This is a genomic window from Dactylosporangium sp. NPDC050588 (assembly GCF_040654975.1).
In the GTDB taxonomy this organism is placed as follows: domain Bacteria; phylum Actinomycetota; class Actinomycetes; order Mycobacteriales; family Micromonosporaceae; genus Dactylosporangium; species Dactylosporangium maewongense.
On sequence record NZ_JBFAJA010000161.1, the window covers coordinates 1 to 16,116 of the forward strand.

General features: G+C 64.6%; 15 protein-coding genes and 1 pseudogene. 13 read left to right on the forward strand and 3 right to left on the reverse strand.

All coding sequences use genetic code 11. The annotated features are described in order from the left end of the window. Window positions 1-433 precede the first annotated feature (433 nt). Window positions 434-4,582 (forward strand): hypothetical protein, encoded by a 4,149-nt coding sequence (locus tag AB0I21_RS55795; protein WP_360573952.1) that lies wholly within the window; start codon window positions 434-436, stop codon window positions 4,580-4,582. A 160-nt stretch (window positions 4,583-4,742) separates the two neighbouring features. On the opposite strand, the gene AB0I21_RS55800 is transcribed toward AB0I21_RS55795, so the two are convergent. Together AB0I21_RS55800 and AB0I21_RS55805 are read right to left on the reverse strand one after the other, a co-directional pair. Beyond that, the gene (locus tag AB0I21_RS55800) at window positions 4,743-5,249 is read right to left on the reverse strand and encodes a nucleoside deaminase (protein ID WP_360573954.1); all 507 of its coding nucleotides are present in this window, start codon (window positions 5,247-5,249) and stop codon (window positions 4,743-4,745) included. A 40-nt stretch (window positions 5,250-5,289) separates the two neighbouring features. Beyond that, the gene (locus AB0I21_RS55805; protein WP_360573956.1) at window positions 5,290-6,237 is read right to left on the reverse strand and encodes a GntR family transcriptional regulator; all 948 of its coding nucleotides are present in this window, start codon (window positions 6,235-6,237) and stop codon (window positions 5,290-5,292) included. On the opposite strand from AB0I21_RS55805, the gene AB0I21_RS55810 reads away from it, so the two are divergent. The 9 genes and pseudogenes from AB0I21_RS55810 to AB0I21_RS55850 all read left to right on the forward strand — a co-directional run bounded on the left by AB0I21_RS55810 (window position 6,236) and on the right by AB0I21_RS55850 (window position 12,261). Beyond that, window positions 6,236-7,099, forward strand: a complete 864-nt coding sequence (locus tag AB0I21_RS55810; RefSeq protein ID WP_360573958.1) for a hypothetical protein — start codon at window positions 6,236-6,238, stop codon at window positions 7,097-7,099. The two genes, AB0I21_RS55805 and AB0I21_RS55810, sit on opposite strands and share 2 nt — an antisense overlap. A gap of 86 nt (window positions 7,100-7,185) precedes the next feature. After that, complete coding sequence (gene ssb / locus AB0I21_RS55815) at window positions 7,186-7,650, forward strand: single-stranded DNA-binding protein (RefSeq protein ID WP_360573960.1); 465 nt, start codon at window positions 7,186-7,188, stop codon at window positions 7,648-7,650. Between the two features lie 10 nt (window positions 7,651-7,660). Then, window positions 7,661-8,536, forward strand: a complete 876-nt coding sequence (locus AB0I21_RS55820) for an FtsK/SpoIIIE domain-containing protein (protein ID WP_360573962.1) — start codon at window positions 7,661-7,663, stop codon at window positions 8,534-8,536. Window positions 8,537-8,552: 16 nt separating this feature from the next. Further along, on the forward strand, window positions 8,553-8,969 hold the full coding sequence (locus AB0I21_RS55825) for a hypothetical protein (protein ID WP_360573964.1): 417 nt from the start codon (window positions 8,553-8,555) through the stop codon (window positions 8,967-8,969). Window positions 8,970-9,133: 164 nt separating this feature from the next. After that, the gene (locus tag AB0I21_RS55830) at window positions 9,134-9,925 is read left to right on the forward strand and encodes a hypothetical protein (protein WP_360573966.1); all 792 of its coding nucleotides are present in this window, start codon (window positions 9,134-9,136) and stop codon (window positions 9,923-9,925) included. Next, window positions 9,922-10,254 (forward strand): annotated as a pseudogene (locus AB0I21_RS55835) (hypothetical protein); the annotation flags it as partial. The gene AB0I21_RS55830 and the pseudogene AB0I21_RS55835, both read left to right, overlap by 4 nt. 365 nt (window positions 10,255-10,619) lie before the next feature. Then, window positions 10,620-10,823 (forward strand): hypothetical protein, encoded by a 204-nt coding sequence (locus AB0I21_RS55840; RefSeq protein ID WP_360573968.1) that lies wholly within the window; start codon window positions 10,620-10,622, stop codon window positions 10,821-10,823. Next, a complete protein-coding gene (locus tag AB0I21_RS55845) occupies window positions 10,820-11,230 on the forward strand; it encodes a hypothetical protein (protein ID WP_360573970.1) in 411 nt (136 codons plus the stop codon). Before AB0I21_RS55840 ends, AB0I21_RS55845 begins: the two co-directional genes overlap by 4 nt. Further along, entirely contained in the window at window positions 11,227-12,261 is a 1,035-nt protein-coding gene (locus AB0I21_RS55850) for a hypothetical protein (RefSeq protein ID WP_360573972.1), read from the forward strand. Before AB0I21_RS55845 ends, AB0I21_RS55850 begins: the two co-directional genes overlap by 4 nt. Window positions 12,262-12,443: 182 nt before the next feature. On the opposite strand, the gene AB0I21_RS55855 is transcribed toward AB0I21_RS55850, so the two are convergent. Continuing rightward, a complete protein-coding gene (locus AB0I21_RS55855; protein ID WP_360573974.1) occupies window positions 12,444-12,911 on the reverse strand; it encodes a hypothetical protein in 468 nt (155 codons plus the stop codon). A gap of 29 nt (window positions 12,912-12,940) precedes the next feature. Between AB0I21_RS55855 and AB0I21_RS55860 the strand changes: the two genes are divergently transcribed. Genes AB0I21_RS55860 through AB0I21_RS55870 form a run of 3 tightly spaced genes read left to right on the forward strand, consistent with a single transcriptional unit; the run spans window position 12,941 to window position 15,937 of the window. Then, the gene (locus AB0I21_RS55860) at window positions 12,941-14,521 is read left to right on the forward strand and encodes a replication initiator (protein ID WP_360573976.1); all 1,581 of its coding nucleotides are present in this window, start codon (window positions 12,941-12,943) and stop codon (window positions 14,519-14,521) included. A 25-nt stretch (window positions 14,522-14,546) separates the two neighbouring features. After that, window positions 14,547-14,732 (forward strand): helix-turn-helix domain-containing protein, encoded by a 186-nt coding sequence (locus AB0I21_RS55865; protein WP_360573978.1) that lies wholly within the window; start codon window positions 14,547-14,549, stop codon window positions 14,730-14,732. A 2-nt stretch (window positions 14,733-14,734) separates the two neighbouring features. Then, window positions 14,735-15,937: a site-specific integrase gene (locus AB0I21_RS55870; protein ID WP_360573980.1), complete on the forward strand. Its 1,203-nt coding sequence runs from the start codon at window positions 14,735-14,737 to the stop codon at window positions 15,935-15,937. Window positions 15,938-16,116: the final 179 nt, after the last annotated feature.

The following is a 16,116-nucleotide window of genomic DNA, read 5'->3' on the forward strand; positions in this document are numbered from 1 at the left end:
AACGCAGAAGGCCGCTAATCTAGCGAAGATCGTCTAGCCGGAGCTGTCACGCATCATCTGACGCTGATCCGTAACGGATCAACTGGAGCCCGACACAAGGTTGAGGGCTTTGTGAGGGCTTCGGGCACTGCCTGTGTCGGCGAATGACAGGCATGTGCGCATCCTGATCGTCGTAGGCGCACTGTAAGCCGAGATGTCATGCTACTGACGACTTGTAGCGGCTGTTCACGGTTGCGACACAGCCACCGCTAGTTGTGATGACCGATTAGCACCGATCTATAACATTCCCTTGAACACGATCGGGCGGCACCGAACCCAGGGTTCTAGCGCAACGGATCGTAGTGTCGTAAGGTCTACCGTTCGCTCCGTCAGGATGGTCTAAGAGCTTGCCGGGAGTGAAGAAACTTAAGCGCGGGTCAATCGGAGGGGCAATATGGCGCGATACAATCTGAATGGACTCGGGTCAACCGAGTTTGAGTCGCTTGCCCAAGCACTTATCAAGAAGGTCATCGGGAACGGGACCATCACGTTCGGCGCTGGCCGTGATGGCGCCCGGGAAGCGAAATTCAGCGGACGCGCGCCATACCCTTCCAGGGCGGAACAGTGGCGTGGCGAATGGATATTCCAGGCTAAGTTTCACGACACGGAGTTGCTGGGAGTTGATAAGGCTCGCCAAGCGCTGCTCGCGGATATTCCGAGGGAGCTTGAGAAAATAACTACAAAGTTCAAGCACCCTTGCGATAACTACGTGATGATTACAAACGTCCCACTTACTTCGGTTCCTGAGACTGGAACCCACGCTCTAGGGTCCTTGGCGTTCAATAAGAATCGCAGGTATGTCAAGAAATTTGCGCTTTGGGGCGCCGACGATATTGCTCGAATGCTTGATCAATACCCAGAAATTCGTACAGCTTACCTGCAGTTTTTGACCCCAGGCGATTTGATTGCTCAACTTCTAGGCGATCGCATCAAGCGAAGCGACGAGATCGCCAAAACAATGCAGTCCTATATTCGTACCGCATTTACCCGCGAGCAAGATGCGCAGCTAGATCAAGCGGGCGACGTGACTGACGATCCGGTGAGGCTCCAACAAGTGTTCTTTGACTTGTCGGCTGTTCCCGTAGAGGACTTGAGCAGGTTCGCAAATCTTAAGCTCAACAGAATCGTAAGAATAGCTAGCGGCGGCACACCGCGCAAATACCCCGTCGTGCGTTTAATGCTCTCTGAGGCAGTCAGTCAAGTGGCGATAATTGGCGGTCCAGGAGAGGGAAAGTCGACTGTTGGCCAATACTTGGCACAGCTCCATCGCGCGACCTTACTCAAGAAGGTGGACGAGGTAGCACTTGACGGAGAGTACTTTCCTTCGGTGCCCAGAATTCCTTTCCGCGTACTTCTTAAAGATTATGGCCAGTGGCTTGCTCAGCAGATTGAGATTGATCCCACGAGCGGGCCATTGGATGAGTTCATATGTGAAACTATCAAGGCGCTATCGGCGAGATCGATTACACCTAACGAATTCCATGACGTTCTTCGCAAGAATCCAATTTTGCTAATTCTTGACGGGCTCGACGAGGTTACGGATGTCACGCATCGTAAAGTGGTTCTAGGACGCATTAAGGAATTCACCGACCGATGCCTTATGGACTATGATGCAGACATTCAAATTCTCGGCACCAGCAGGCCTACCGCATACGTTGAGCAGTTCGATCCAGAAGCTTACGCCCACTTTCAACTTTCTAAGTTGGAATCCTCGCAGGTGTTGTCCTACATTAAGAGATGGGTAAAGGCTAAGAAATTTGATGACAGCAAGGCTGAACGCGTTTTAGAGGGAATGAAGGACTGCGTCACGGATCCTCAAATTAGCGCAATGACCACAACCCCGCTTCAAGCGACGATTCTAGCAGTCATTATTGCGCTCGGAGGTACACCTCCACAGCAACGAGAAGCCTTGTTCAATGAATATTTAGAGGTGATCTATAAGAGAGAGACTGCTAAGGGGAGAAACATAATGCAATCCGACAAGGACCGACTCATCGGACTGCATAAATTCATAGGTTACACACTTCATGAGCGGGCAACGCATGCCAATGAGATGGCAGCTTACCTGGATAAGAAGTCCTACACGAAGCTAGTTCGTTCGTTCATACGGTTTAAAAATCCGTACCTTCCAGAAGACATATACGCAGCGGAGATCAAAGCTATTACCCACGATGCCGGCGATCGTCTCGTTCTGATTGTTGAGCCTGTAGAGGATCGGTATGGTTTCGAACTACGATCGATTCAAGAGTTCTTCGCCGCATGCCATCTGGTAGACACCTCTAAAACCACAAGCCAGCGATTCGAGCGTTTCGGTGTTATCTGCACATTGGCTCACTGGCGCAATGTTGCACTCTTCTTTGCAGGACGTGTTGGGCGCAACTTTGAAGGCGAGATATACAACATTGTGGAGGTGTGCCGAAGTGTAGACAGGTCGGGTCCCGATCGACATCTACGACGCGGCGCGCACCTTGCCCTTGAGCTAGCTGTCGACAGACCGTTCCCCGGTGACGCCAACGGACAGCGCAGCTTGCTGGAACATGGATTGACCTTTCTGGAGTCGGACCTTACATTGGGACGACAGCGAGAAGCTTGCATGCTATTAAGAAACTTGCATGCAGACGATCTGCGCGACCACGTCAATCCGCTCTTGGCGGCACGTATAAAGTCTCTCAGTCCTGAGCTGCTAGAGAATTTCGCGGCCGCCGCCGAGAGTGTGGGCAATTTAGTTTTAGCCCGGAGAGCAACTGAAAGAATGGCTGGCAGCAGCCAAAGTACCCTTGGAGTCCTCCGTCTTGTTGCAACTCATGGACTCGCCATCCTAGCTCCCGGAATCTCATATGGTGTACTACTTTCGACGCATTCAACAGCTGATATCGCGGCAGCTTTGTGTAGCGGATCATTGACTAACGTCGTTGAGTTTATTGTGGAGGTAGATAAATCTGGCGAGATTTCGCGTGATAACTGTACGGCTATCTTGCGCGAGCTCTTTTCCCGTCACCCTTATATCGTCGAGGGAGAAGACGGTACCCGTTTAGCGACGGCGCCAGGCCCCCTTGAATGGGGAGAGAGAACTCACCTTTGGCCCATATTTGCCATGAGTTTGATTTGCCGTATCCGGGCAGATTACACCTCTGCTCGACGCCGGACGTCGCGGATGAACCCCAACTCGACCGCAATTGATCTTCTCGCGCAGGAGTCGAATCTTCCCGCACAAATTTTGGCCGGTGACTTCGAAGACTTAGTCCTTGCTGGTGAGCCCCTGCTCGCAGCACCTCTTTGGATTTCTCATCTCTGGCTCGGGAATGTTACATCAGAGTCTATCGCTCGGTTCGTGCATTGGTACGCAAGTTATACGGAGTTTCGTCAGCCGGGATCACTGCTTGGTAGGTTTGCTCAATCGTTCTTGAATCCGGGACTAGATTTTTTGATTTCACGACTAGAGGCTCGCCCGGATTTTAAGCTTAGTGCGGAAGAGCTTAACGTGCTTTTGAAGTATTCTGGGTGTGCCGGAAGTAAGCATTGGAACACCGTGCTTGCCAAAGTGCGTGAAACGGTGCTGGTCCCACCGCGATCGGTCCGCGGTATGCAAACTGGGGCCGAAGAACGCGCTGCCGTGTATCTCGAAGCTAGAGCGCTGAATGAGTACAACTTCGAGCCGAGCGTCGCGGAGTATATCGAAGATGCAGTACTCGGTCAGATAGTTTCGATTGATCCCGCGACTCTTCTCAAAGAGACTTTGAGTACAATGGTCATTACAAATCCCCGGCTCGCTACCTTTTCACTCGTTACGGATGCCAGGTCCTCTAAAGCAAAGCACTACGGCAATAAGTTATCTTTGATTAGATATTGTCTTGAGTCCAATCGGGTAGATAGCGGCGGCGTCCTGGCTCGAACAATTCCTGGTGCCCTGCAGGCGGGTGCCCTTACTGAAGAAGAGGTATTGGGGTCCTTATCTTTGATCGGTCAGCAGTATGACCAACTAGTGCCACAGCCGACGCACGATTCAGCATGCCTCGATGCCACTGAGTTGCAGTATTTAATCAAGCTACTGCTGTCGCCTGCCGACTCGATGGTAAAGCGGGGATGCGCTGTTCTCATGGTGCGATGCGGTGGTGCATACTTGACCGCAACCGTTCTGTCCCGCCCTCGGTTTGCTGGCTTTTCTGATCAGCATCGAGCTCTAGCTAGCCATGTAGACGAGGAGTGTCGGAGGGCGGCGTTCTCAACTTTTGCGATTCGGCTACCGTCGTCAGGCGTTGACCTAGAGTTGATCGGTAGCCTTCTGGCTAGCGATGGCTCGCCAAGCAATCTCTTGATGCTGCGGCGCATCGTGAACTTGTCCCGCGAGCGTATGCTCCGCCCGTGGAGCAATTTCTTCACGGCGCAATTAGAGCGAGATTTGCCCTCACCCACACGGGCGGTTTTCGTTGATGTGCTTGACGGGCTTTTGGCCGAGGCCGAGCAAAGTATTGGAGCCATCGAAGAGGATCTTGGATTGCCTCTTCAATATGACTCAGGGATGCTATCACCCCGGTCCGTGTGAACCTCGTTGAGGGCGCGCCAAACTGAGTTCGTTCAGTCGCCGATCCGTGGCAATGTGTCTACTCAGGACGCTTGTCACGGGCGCCGGCGTTCATTCAAGCTGTCGGACGACTGAACCACAGGTTAGTGGATGCCGCTGCGAGCGCGTGAGGTGGTTAGCATTACAACTTCGGGATTACCGGCTCTGGGAGTTGGCCCGCCCATGCCCTGAGCACCGCAGTGGCCTGATCGTGGAGTGCGCCGCCGACGGCCTCGACCCGGAGAGTACGCCTGTCGGATTCGACGGTCAGTTCCCGGTACAGTTGGAGGTCCTCGAATCCGTAGGCACCGACGTCATAACTTGACGCGCCGTAGAGGAGCCGGGGGATGCGGGCCCAGTAGCAGGCGACCAAGCACATGGGGCACGGCTCGCTGCTGGCGTACATAACAGCGTCGGGCATCAGGTGCCGTTGGAGCGATGCGCCGGCTTTGCGCAGAGCCATGATCTCGGCGTGGGCGGTCGGGTCCATCAATTCGACGACGCTACTGGTGCCCTCGGCGATGATCTTGCGGTCGATGACGATGATGGCGCCGAACGGGGTCTTGCCCTCGTCTTCGAGTGCGTGGCGGGAGATCTCGATCGCGCGGCTCAGGAACTCGGAATCGGTCGCGCTGAGGCTTACCTGCATGGGTCCTGTCCTTTGGAGGGTTCGTGAGTTCGGCGTCAAGTCAGGCTTGACGCTTCTTCGGCCACGGGCGGAGTGGTGTGACGAAGTGCAGTTCGGTGCGGTCTGCCGGATAGTCGGCGTCGGACGTCTCGATCACGCGGCCGTCGGCGTCGATCGAGATCCGGCGGCAGAAGATGAGGGGTACTCCCTCCGGTAGCCCCCAGAGCTGGGCCTCGACGGTGGTCGGCATCCGGGCCGTGACCTCGTCGACCATCTTCATGATCTCCACGCCGACGGTGGACAGCTGGTGTTGTGTACCGCCTGGCCAGGGCTCGTTGTTCGGGTCGAGTAGCGCCGGGTTGGCCTGCATGATGTCGAGTGGGATGTGCGAGACGCTCCATGACAGGCGCAGGTCGGTGTTCGGGTCGGTCGCTTCCCACTGCCGGCGGAGCATGAGGGTCGTGGGCTCGACGCCGAAGACCTTCGCCAGCTCGGGTCCCGCCTCCACCTGGTCGTACTGCGACGAGAAGCGCTGGGCGCCGATGGACATGTTGAGGTTGGTCTCGGCCTCGCCGATGGCGCCGCGCTCGGCTTCTGGCTTGAGCGCCAGGTCCTTCTCGATCTGATGCCGCTCGGATGAGCGGATCACCCGCCGGGGCGGGATGCGTACGACGGGGGCTTTGCCGCGCCCCGAGGTGATCAGTCCCTGAGCCTTGAGCAGTGCGACCGCGCCGCGGGCTGAGTTCATGCCGCACGACCAACGCTCGCTGATCTCGCCGAGCGTGGGGATCGCCGCGCCGGGTGGCAGGTCGCCGCGCTCGATCTGCATGCGGATGTCGTCCGCGATCCGGAGGTGGATTGGCGGACGGACGGCGGTGGGGCGGGGCTCCATGCCCCCCATCTTTGCAGGTTTGTGGGCGAACTTCTTGCGGACTACACCCCGTGCATCCACCCTCACTGATACAAGGTTTGTCCACAAACCCACAAACTCTTGAGTGGAGGGTCGCATGGGTCTTAGCAGGTTCCTCGGTGACGGGCGGGTCGGCACGATCGCCCTGGTCGACGCGCCGGTGTCGCGCTCGTACGCGCAGAAGGCGCGCCTGGCGCTGTTCGTCGGCGGGGCTGTGGGCGCGGCGTTGGCGTCGGTCGTGCTGTTCCTGACGGGGCTGTCGCCATGGGCGGCGGTACCGGTGTCGCTCCTGGTCGGCGTCGTGACGGGGCTGGCGTTGGCGGTGCTCGTGACGGCCTGGCCGGTGCTGCGGGTGCTGTGGTGGTGGTCGGTCGAGATCACCGTCGCGGTGCTGGTGCTGGGTCCGCTGATGTGGCTGGGCCGGGTGACGGCGGGCTGGTTCGCGGCGTTGCTGCTGGTCGTGTTCGCCGGAGCGGTCGTGGGCGTCCCGAGGCTGCGTCGCCGGGTGATGGCGTGGGCCTGGTGCGTGGTCGTGCGGCATCGGCTGCGGCTGTGCTTCGCGCAGTTCCTGCGGTCGGCGTCGCGGTCGCAGTCCGGGACGTTGCCTCTCGTGCTGTGGGCGCGGCCGACGCCGACGGGGGAGCGGGTGTGGCTGTGGCTGCGCCCGGGTCTGGACCTGTCGGACCTGGACGGCAAGGCGGGGAAGGTCGCGGTGGCCTGCTGGGCGTCTGAGGTCCGGGTGGCGCGGGCGTCCGCGCGGTACGCGGCGCTGCTGCGGGTCGACGTGACCCGCCGGGACCCGCTGACCGGAGTGGTCCTGTCGCCCCTCGCGGTCCTGTTCGCGGACAAGACGACCGGCTCTGATCTGGGGTTTCTGGCCGGGGACGAGCCGGTGGGTGGCCTGGACCTGGAGGACGTGCCGCCGCCGGTGGAGGAGCCGGTGTCTCGGGGTCGTCGCTGACAGCTTCCGTCCTGCCCGGCCGGTGCCGGGCGGGTGCGGTGGCCGCCAGACGGGCGTGTCAGAGGTTCGCAACCGAGGGAGTGAAGATGGCGAACGAGACGGTGGTCTCGGTCATGGGGAACCTGACCGGTGACCCGGAGCTGCGGTACACGGGCGCCGGTGTGGCGATGTGCCGGTTCACGGTGGCGTCGACGCCCCGGGTGTTCGACCAGAAGCAGAACGGCTGGCGGGACGGGGACCCGCTGTTCATGCCGTGTACGGCGTGGCGCGACCTCGCGGAGCATGTGGCGGAGTCGCTGACGAAGGGCGCCAGGGTCGTTGTGGTGGGTCGGCTGCGGTTGTCGCGGTGGGAGGACGACAAGGGCGAGAAGCGCTCGATGATGCAGCTGGACGCGGACGAGGTGGGCCCGTCGCTGCGGTTCGCCACGGCGAAGGTGACCAAGCTGAGCCGGTCGCGGGCCGTGGACGGCTTCACCCCGGACAACGTTCCGGACGACCCGTGGGCGTCGGCGTCCCCGGAGCGGCCGGCGTCGCTGCCGCAGGCTGCCTGAGCGAGGCATCGTGTCCACGACGACGACCGCCGCGCCGGTACCGGTGAGCGTGCCGGAGCTGTCGATCTTCGACCCGGTGTACCTGGGGATCGACGAGTCCGGGATGCCGGTCGAGGTGCGGTTGATCTACCGCAACATGCTGATCGCCGGTGAGCCGGGCGGCGGCAAGTCGTCGCTGCTGAACGTGATCGCCGCGCACGGGGCGCTGTCGACGGACTGCCGGTTGTGCCTGTTCGACGGCAAGCAGGTCGAGCTGGGGCAGTGGGAGGCGTGCGCGGACGTCTTCGTCGGCCCTGACCTGGCCCTGGCGATCGCGACCGTACGCCGGTTGCAGATCGTGATGGACAACCGGTACCGGCACCTGCGGTGGCGGCTGCGCCGCAAGATCCGCCGCAACGACAAGTTCTCGCCGATCCTGATCCTGATCGACGAGCTGGCGTACTTCACCGCGACGATCGGGGACAAGAAGCTCCGGGAGGACTTCTCCTCCCTGGTCCGTGACCTGGTCGCCCGGGGCCGCGCGGTCGGGATCATCGTCGTCGCGGCGACCCAGCGGCCGTCCTCGGACATCATCCCCACCTCGCTGCGGGACCTGTTCGCGTACCGGGCGGCGTTCCGCTGCACCACGGACTCGTCGTCGGACATCATCCTCGGCCACGGCTGGGCGAACCGCGGCTACACCGCGAACACGATCTCCCCCACGAACCACGGCTGCAACCTGCTCCTCGCGGAGGGCGGGGTGCCGCACCTGATGAAGACCGGCTGGATGGACGACGACATCTGCATCCGGATCGCGGCCCACGCCGCGCAGACCCGCCGGGCGGCGCGTGAAGCCCGCCTCGCACAGCAGCCCCAGAAGCCGAAGCTCGACCTTGTCGCGGCCTGAGAACGGAGACCCTGTCATGGCCAAGCACCTGCCCGCCCAGACCCCTCGCGTCATCCACTACATCGACCCCGCCACCCGCACCGGCACCGACCTCCGTGACGTTCCGCCGGCCGTCCTGGCCCTGGCCCTGGCGGACGCGATGGGCCGTCAGCACCGGCAGAGCCTCGAACGACGCGATCAGTACGCGGCGTGGCTGCTGCGCCGGGAGGAGATCGCCCGGCACGACCGCAGGGTGCGCCGCTGGCTGCTGATCGGCGTGCCCGCCGCACTGGCCCTGCTCGTCGCCGGCGGATGGTGGCTGGCGGAGATGACGATGGCGGCGGTGTCGACCACTGCGGTCCTCAGCGGCGTCGTGGTCCTGGCCGTTGCCGTCGTCCTGGCCGGGACGGTCGGGCGGCGCTGCATCACGGTCGTGCAGCACTGGCACGAGTAGCCGGCGGTTCCTGACCGCTTCCGTGCGGGCCGCGCACATCCCCTGGCGCGGCTCGGGCGGTGGCCGTCAGGCCAGCCGACGACACCAGACAAGCCCTGGAAAAGCACCTGGTGCCGCCGGTCCCAACACACCACACAGCCCTTCTACGAAAGGAGGTGGCTGCGATGCAGCCTACCCAAAAACCGCCCACGGGCGACCCGTCCGGCGCACCTGACGCGGTGCGTGACGTGCTGCTGGCCGCCGCGAAGTACCTGACGGCGTACGGCTGGGACCAATGCGAGCTGTACGCGGATTCGCACTCCGTGAACCCTGCGGCGTGCACGGTCGGTGCCCTGTCGATGGTCTGTTACGGCTACCCGGCAGAGGTTCCGGCGTTCAACGTCACGCACCCCGGCTTCGAGGACTTCGACGCCGCGCTGTTCCGCTTGGACTGCTACGTCACCGAGACGTTCGGTCCCGAGGCGGGTGGGGTGCTTGGCTTCAACGACACCCCCGGCCGCACGGTCGCTGACGTCCTGGCGATGCTGCGCAACGCCGCAGCGTGGACGCCTGGTCCGGTGTGGTCGTCGGTACCCCGCTGCGACTGCGGCGACCGGATGCTGCTGGACGGTGAGCAGCCGTTCATCGTCACCGGCGACGGGATGTCCGATGACGGGCTCGTGGCTCGGGTGTTCACCTGCCGCACCTGCGACGAGGACGAGTACGTCGAGGTCACCGACCCCGACGACCGCACTGCGGTCGCCATGGCGTACCGGGTGTGGGTGCTGCGGCAGCCGCACGAGGGTGCCCCGCACATCCCGGGTACCTCCGACGACTGCGACACCTGCGAGCAGCACTGCTTCTGCACGTCGGACCTGCTGTGCGTGGTGCACGGCGACGCGGTCGACGACACGCTCTCGACGTGGGACGTGCCCGGCCTGCCGACGTACGCCCAGCTCGCGGGCGGTGCCGCATGAGCAAGAACACCGTCAAGCCTGCCTTGACAGCCAAGCCCGGCAAGCGCGGCAAGCGCGGCAAGCGTGCCAAGCGGACCGTGGAGAACTCGGCGTTCGACGCGTTCGCCCGGCGGATTCTGCGGGCCTACGCCCGTCGGGTCGCTGCCGGTGACGTGGAGGCGCTGCCCGGTCTGGCGATGCTCTCGGCTGAGGTCGACGCCGTCGTGCGGGAGGCGGTACGGGCGCTGAGGAAGCCTCCGTACGCGTACTCGTGGGACGAGATCGGCTCCCGGCTGGGTGTGTCCCGGCAGGCGGCACAGATGCGGTTCGGCGAGAAGACCGACCGCCCCACCCTCGACCGGCGCATCACGCAGGCAGGCATGACCGTCACGGTCGCGGTCCTGGTCGACGTGTTCGCCGATCACTTTCCCGGCAGTCCGGTCCCGTCGAAGTGCCCGGCCTGCGCCTTCCAGTACACCGACCTGTCCTTCGAGTGCCCGACCCTCGCCACCGTGCGGCCGCTGCTGTTCGCCCGGCGCCACGAGGACCAACAGGCAGTCATCCGACTCACCGACGACCAGAACGCCTACCTGCACGACCCGAAGAAGGCTCGCCGAGCCTCCCGCGCGGTCAAGCAGGCGGCCCGACCGGCGCCCAGCTCTGACCGCGAGGAACCGACCCTGCTCGACCTCTGCACCGGAAAGGGCTGATCGCCATGACCGATCCCCGCTACCTCATCGGCTACATCTACAAGAACCACCAGGTCGGCCACATCGAGCTGACGCTCAACGCGCCGATCAGCACCATGGCTGAGGTCCAGGCCATCCAGGCCGAGCTCCGCACCCACCTCAGCTCCGACAACCTGCTCATCGTCAGCTTCTCCCGCTTCGCCGACACCGGCAACGGGGGTGCCCGATGAGCACGAACACCCGAACCCTGCTCGACCTCGGCGACGGACTGGCCCTGCTGTACACGACCACCAACGGCCGTGTCGGGCACGAGGACAGCACCGAACTGCTCACCGAGGTCGTCGACGAGCTGAAGCGGCTCGCCGACACCACCCGCAGCCGCCTCCGCCCGCCGGCGAACACCGTCCGTGGTGCGGCCGGCGACGGAGACGGCCTGGGGACGTACGCCGATGTCACGCGCGACATCGCGGCCATGCAGCACGCGGCCATGATCGAGCATCGCATCAGCGTGAACCTGCGGTACGTCGACAGCTACCGCGCCCAGGTCAGCAACGAAGACAACCGGCTGCTGAAGTGGATGCTCGCCGACGTACTTGACCGCGCGTGCGCCTGCCTGTGCTGGGGCGTGACCGAATGAACCGGCCACACCACACCACGCGTGCGGCGTCCGGTCGTGGCTGGGCCTACCTGGGAGTCATCCTCGGTGGCTCGGTCTCGGTCGCCGCGAACATCGCGCACTCGTTCATCACACCGCCTGGAAAGTCGGCCGACTGGACACCGGAACCCGGTGCCGTGGTCGGCGCGATCGTCTGGCCGGTGTTCCTGTTCGTCGCGGTCGAGATCCTCGCCCGGGTGGCATGGAAGTCCGGCCTCAGGTGGATGCTGCTGCGATTCGGCGGGCTCCTGCCGGTCGTCGCGGTCGCCGCGCTGGTGTCCTACCGACACCTGTCCGGCCTCCTCGCGCACTACGGCGAGGAAGACCTGGTCGTCTGGCTCGGGCCCCTGGCCGTCGACGGACTGATGGTCATGGCGACCGGCGCACTGCTGGCCACCAGCAACACCGTGCCGGCAACCGCCGTCACGCCCACCGAGCAACCATCCGAACCCACTACCGAACCGACTGTTCACGCCGTGCCGGTCGCCGTCCCCGTGACGGCCCTTGACCGGCCGACGCCGATGGAATTGTCATCTGAAGACAGGAGCCGGGAAGCCCCAACGACGGAGCCTCGCCCGGCAACAGTCGCGGAACCGGCCGTCCCGCCGACCCCGGCAGACCTCGCCATCCGGATCACCCGACCGTCGCACCCGGCTGCCCCTCGTGGGTCGGCTGCCGCGTCCGGTCCGGCTGCCCCCGACCTCCCGCACCGCTCGACCAGACCGACCAGCCCGGCCTCGCAGTTGGCACCGTCCGCCACAGACTCAGTCACCGCGCCTGACGCTGCACAACTGCCGCACCTGCCGCTGCTGGACCCGGCCCTGATCGAACGAGGCAGGCAGATCGCGGAGCAGTACGGCACCGAACACGGCACCCCGATCACCGTCGGACAGCTCGCCGTGCGACTCCAGGTGCCGTCCGACACGGCCTCCCAGGTCCTCACCGCGGTCACCGGGACCAAACCGAACCCCGCGACCGTCAACGGCCACCGCCCCGCGAGGGCGACCCGGTGACTGTCTCGACGTCCAGCGTCGCGCCCGAAGCACTCCTTGCTTCGGGCACGGCCCCGGCCGCCGAGCCAACACTGTTCTACCTCGGCACCCACCAGCCGCACATCATCGCGATGACCGGTCTGTCCATACGCGAGCACCATGCCCGGACCGTCGACAACAACCTGCGGACTATCGCCGGATCTTCAGCGACCGAATTTCAGGTCGAAGGTCCAGACGGCGAACGGCGGGTAGTAGTCGTCCTCGGCATCGATGTCGTCGGCCGGTTCAAGGTCCTCCCACGAAACGATGCCGGGCGCGTCATCGCTCAGGAAGCCCGCGACGACGGCACTCAGTTCGCCGGTTGGCTGGTAGTTGCCACGGAACGGCAGGTCAGTCGGGGTGCGGGAGGAGACCGAGCACCGCAACTGTCCGGCTTGCTCGTCGTGCCACACGTAAAAGGTCGCCGTTCCGCCAAACCCCGCTGCCCTGACTCGGTGCTGAAGTGCTCGTGCGGTCTCCAGGAACGCGGAGACGACCTGGTCCACAGACAGGGTGGAACGTTCTTCTGCCGCAGCGCCGAGCCAATGCGTGTTGGCGGACTCCGCGCCCTGGTCTTCAGGCACGAGCGACACAGGCTCGTCTGCGATTTCCTGGATGCTCTTGAGCAGCACGGGCTCAGTGTGCCCTACCGGGCAGCGTCATGACCTACATCGACGCCGCGGTGACCCCCGAACCCGCCACCCTCGCCCAGCTGGCCCGGTCGACGGACATCCGTGACCAGGCCATCGCCCGTGCCGCCCGCCCGGACTACCCGGCGTGGGTCTCGCATGTCCGTGCCGCGTCCGGGTGCGCCCGGCCGGTCCGGCTCGCCGGAACGATGACCACCATCGAGGCCGCCACCGGCAGGCTCCTCGCGAGCGTCGACACGGCCCACCTGCCCGACGGGGTCATCTACAAGGCGTGCGGCAACCGCCGCGCCACCGTCTGCCCCTCCTGCTCCGAGGTCTACAAGCGCGACGCGTACCAGGTCGTCCGGTCGGGGCTGGTCGGCGGCAAAGGCATCCCCGAGCACGTCGCCCGGCACCCGGCCGTCTTCCCGACCTTCACCGCTCCGAGCTTCGGGCCGGTGCACACCCGGGCCGTGAAGCGGCACACCTGTGGCAAGCGGGCGGCGTGTGACTGCCGGGCTGAGCCGTGCCATGCCCGGCGTGACCTCGTCGTCTGCCCGCACGGCAAGCGCATGGTGTGCTTCGCCCGGCACGAGGAGACCGACCGGGTCCTCGGCACGCCGATGTGCCTGGACTGCTACGACTACGCCGCGCAGGTCGTGTGGAACATCCGCTCCGGAGAGCTGTGGCGGCGCACCACCATCGCCGTCAACCGGTACCTCGAACGGCTCTGCGCCGAACGTCGCATTCCCCGCCTGCTCACCATGGACCGCAACGGCCGGCCCCGGACCGTGGCGCCGTTCCGGCTGTCGTTCGGCAAGGTCGCCGAGATGCAACGCCGCGGCGTCGTGCACTTCCACGCCATCGTCCGGCTCGACGGCCGCGACCCCTTCGACCCCAAAGCCATCCTCCCGCCACCGGCCGGGCTGAACGCGCACGACCTGGTCGACGCCGTCGACCACGCCGCCCGCACCGTCGCCTTCACCACCGACACCCACCCGGCGAACCCGGACGGGTGGCCGATCGCCTGGGGCCGAGAGGTGTACACCAAGGTCATCACCGTTGCGGCCGACGGTGAGGTCACCGACGGGATGGTCGCCGCGTACCTCGCCAAGTACGCCACCAAGGCCACCGAGATCACCGGCCACAACTCCGGGCGACTCACCGACACCACCGTCGACCTGTACGCCGACCCCGACGGCAGTCACGTGGAGCGTCTCGTCGACGCCTGCTGGACGCTCGGCACGCCCCGGGACTGGCGGCGGCTGCGCAGGTGGGCACACATGCTCGGCTTCGGCGGCCACTTCCTCACCAAGTCCCGCACGTACTCCGTGACCTTCGCCGTCCTCCGGCACAACCGGATCGTCCACCGCCGCACCCAGGCCAGCGGCCCGGACACCACCGGCCAGCCGACCGAGGCTCCCACGACCCTGGTCGTCAACTTCCTGGAGTTTGTCGGCGCCGGGTGGCTCAGCCCGGCTGACGCGATGCTCGCCAACACCTCCGCCGCGATGGCCCGGGAGCACCAGCAGAAGGCTCGGCAGCCAGAAGGCTCGGCAGCAGCTCGCCAGCCTCGCCGTGTGACGCGCGGTTCAGCGTCAAGCCTTCCTTGACATCAGCCCTGACGGGAGTGACCCGGTGACATCCCAGCACGAAGCCACCTGGACCGTCGACGAGGTAGCCGCCTACCTCCGCGTGCCGGTGGAGACGCTGTACACCTGGCGCAAGCGGCACTACGGTCCGCCCGCCGCGAAGATCGGCAAGCACCTGCGCTACGACCCGGCGGACGTCCGGGCCTGGTTCCGGCAGCAGTCGGCGGCCTGACCATGGGGCACGTCGAGGACCGCTGGTTCCGCACAGTAGATAAGGACGGCAAAGAGGTCCGGGTCAAGACCGCCCGGTACGGCTCGGGCATGCGGTACCGCGTCCGCTACATCGGACCGGACGGGCGGGAGCGGAGCGAGTCGTTCCCCGACCGGCAGAAGAAGGCCGCTGAGGCATTCCTCTCTACGGTCGAGGCAGACAAGGTCCGGGGCACGTTCATCGACCCGAACGCCGGCCGGATGCTGTTCGGCACCTATGCGGAGCACTGGCTGCGCACGGCGAGGATGGACGACTCGACCCGGGAAACCGTCGAGTACCGGGTGCGCAAGCACCTGCTGCCGTTCTTCGGGCACCGTCAGCTCGCCGCGATCAAGCCCGGCACGGTCCGGGAGTGGGACCGGTCCATGGAGGGCAAGCTCGCCGTGAGCACCCGCTCCGTGGTCTTCGCCCACCTGCGGACGATCCTCAACGCGGCCGTCGACGACCAGAAGATAGCGAAGAACCCGTGCGCGGCCCGGTCCGTCGTCCAGCCCGAACCCGTCCAGAAGAAGATCGTGCCGTGGACGGAGGGGATGGTCCGGGCCGTCCGGTCGAAGCTGCCCGAGCGGTACCGGCTGGTCGTCGACCTCGGCGCGGGCTGTGGCCTGCGGCAGGGGGAGATGTTCGGCCTTAGTGACGAGGACCTGGACGTGGCCGGCGGCTGGCTCCACGTCCGGCGGCAGGTCAAGGTGGTCCGGTCCCGCCTCGTCTTCGGCCTGCCCAAGAGCGACCGCGAGCGGAAGGTGCCGCTCCCGGCGTCTGTCGCTGAGCGGATCGAGGAGCGCGGGGGGACGTACAAGCCGATCGCCGTCACCCTGCCGTGGGAGGACCCGTTCAGCGCCGAGCTGGTCACCGTCACCCTGCTGATGACCACCCCACGCCGGAACGCGATCCGCCGGAACACCTTCGACGCGCTCGCCTGGAACCCGGCGATCGAGGATGCCGGGATCGTGCGCACCCGGGCGACCGGCACGCACGCGCTGCGGCACTACTACGCGTCGGTGCTGCTCGACGCGGGGGAGAGCATCAAGGCGCTCTCGGAGTACCTCGGCCACTGGGACCCGGGGTTCACGCTGCGGCAGTACACCCACTTGATGCCGGCGAGCCAGGGCCGGACCCGCGACGCGATCGACGCGGTCCTCAACCGGCAGGACACGGCCCAGTGACGGCCCGACAAGATCCATCACGCGTAAAATCCCTGGTAGACGGCCTGCGACCGGTGAAAACCCGGCGTACAGGTCGACTCGTCCGTCTGTAATCACCCCCACCGCTCCGCGGCGGGGCCCCGGCGGGGGTTCCCACCCGCACCCCCGTGCGCCGCCGCGGCGGCGCACTGCCGGCGCGC

What these genes read in the sequence shown, in the direction of transcription:
- AB0I21_RS55805 (WP_360573956.1), bottom strand. Translation starts at nt 6,237, where the DNA reads ATGCGACCCTCCACTCAAGAGTTTGTGGGTTTGTGGACAAACCTTGTA.
- AB0I21_RS55870 (WP_360573980.1), top strand. Translation starts at nt 14,735, where the DNA reads ATGGGGCACGTCGAGGACCGCTGGTTCCGCACAGTAGATAAGGACGGC.
- AB0I21_RS55830 (WP_360573966.1), top strand. Translation starts at nt 9,134, where the DNA reads ATGCAGCCTACCCAAAAACCGCCCACGGGCGACCCGTCCGGCGCACCT.
- AB0I21_RS55850 (WP_360573972.1), top strand. Translation starts at nt 11,227, where the DNA reads ATGAACCGGCCACACCACACCACGCGTGCGGCGTCCGGTCGTGGCTGG.
- AB0I21_RS55810 (WP_360573958.1), top strand. Translation starts at nt 6,236, where the DNA reads ATGGGTCTTAGCAGGTTCCTCGGTGACGGGCGGGTCGGCACGATCGCC.
- AB0I21_RS55795 (WP_360573952.1), top strand. Translation starts at nt 434, where the DNA reads ATGGCGCGATACAATCTGAATGGACTCGGGTCAACCGAGTTTGAGTCG.
- ssb (WP_360573960.1), top strand. Translation starts at nt 7,186, where the DNA reads ATGGCGAACGAGACGGTGGTCTCGGTCATGGGGAACCTGACCGGTGAC.
- AB0I21_RS55800 (WP_360573954.1), bottom strand. Translation starts at nt 5,249, where the DNA reads ATGCAGGTAAGCCTCAGCGCGACCGATTCCGAGTTCCTGAGCCGCGCG.
- AB0I21_RS55860 (WP_360573976.1), top strand. Translation starts at nt 12,941, where the DNA reads ATGACCTACATCGACGCCGCGGTGACCCCCGAACCCGCCACCCTCGCC.
- AB0I21_RS55845 (WP_360573970.1), top strand. Translation starts at nt 10,820, where the DNA reads ATGAGCACGAACACCCGAACCCTGCTCGACCTCGGCGACGGACTGGCC.
- AB0I21_RS55840 (WP_360573968.1), top strand. Translation starts at nt 10,620, where the DNA reads ATGACCGATCCCCGCTACCTCATCGGCTACATCTACAAGAACCACCAG.
- AB0I21_RS55825 (WP_360573964.1), top strand. Translation starts at nt 8,553, where the DNA reads ATGGCCAAGCACCTGCCCGCCCAGACCCCTCGCGTCATCCACTACATC.